This window comes from Bacillus sp. AFS001701 (genome assembly GCF_002559405.1).
Classification (GTDB): Bacteria; Bacillota; Bacilli; order Bacillales; family Bacillaceae_G; genus Gottfriedia.
The window spans coordinates 1-1,138 of the sequence record NZ_NTZO01000739.1; the positions used below are offsets into that span (position 1 = coordinate 1).

Here is a 1,138-nt window from a genome sequence, read left to right on the forward strand (position 1 = left end):
TTACATATTCATTAATCTAGTAAAATGGAATGTAACAATAATATGCTTTTGAAATAGGGGGAATCAAATGCCTTTATCTACAAGAGAAAATGACAAAAGTTAATTCATTGAGACTGTCAAAACCATTTTTGAAAAAAACAGCTAAATAATAAAATAAACAGTGGAAAGTTAGGTATTCCCACTGTTTTTAATTTTAGATTATGAATTTCTGTACTTAGCGAACATTATTTCATCATGGTATTTATCTAGATCCGGCAATTTTAACTCTTCGGCAATTTTAAGTTCTGCTTCTTTATCATATTCTACCCTTACAAATTGGATCGAATTAGTAGAATATGAACCATCAAGAATCGCATACGACGCTGAAGTTAAATCAAGGGAATTTCCAACACTTCCTACATTACATAAAATTCCGTTTTTGAAAGTTTCCATAAAAGTAGTATGTATATCGCCATAAAAGATGATATCAGGTGTCTTATCATTTTTGGTTGAATTTGTTATCTCACTATTTTCAAACATACTTAACCGTTTTTCAATTGGATGAAATGGTAAAATCCTCTCAAATTCACTTCTTGGTGAAGCGTGAAAAAACCTGATTAATTGTCCATTTAATTCAAGGTCAATATGAAATGGTAATGAAGCTAGAAATTCATAGTCTTTTTCTGTTAATCGATCTCTAAACCATTTAATAAAATCATTTTCTGCAGGTGACTGAATAAATACATCCCAATTGCCACGGACTACTTTTTCGCAATTTTTTTGAACGAGCTCTATACACTCCGAGCCTTGAGGCCCTTTACCAATTAGATCACCTAAGCAAAAAATCCTCTCAATTTCCCTAGAGCGAATGTCTTTTACAACTGCTTCTAATGCAGTTTTATTTCCGTGGATATCTGAAATAATTGCTATTTTTGTCATGATAATTCCTCCTGATCTCAAACATTTGCATTTTACCTAAAAGACCCAATCTAATTATGCCTTATACACTAGCAAACATTTATTTGGATTAAAATTGTTAAAGAGAACTTCTCATATTTGTTAACAATTAAAATATTCAATTTAAAAGAATATTTATCCTTCCAAATTATCTTACCATAAAAGAAAAAAGGAGCGATTTTCAGGCTGCACCCCTTAAAGT

The 1,138-nt window shown here is 30.8% G+C and carries 1 protein-coding gene; it reads right to left on the reverse strand.

The window, feature by feature from the left end; translation table 11 throughout:
- Positions 1-198 precede the first annotated feature (198 nt).
- A complete protein-coding gene (locus CN514_RS24935) occupies positions 199-918 on the reverse strand; it encodes a metallophosphoesterase family protein (protein WP_098234848.1) in 720 nt (239 codons plus the stop codon).
- Between the last annotated feature and the right edge of the window lie 220 nt (positions 919-1,138).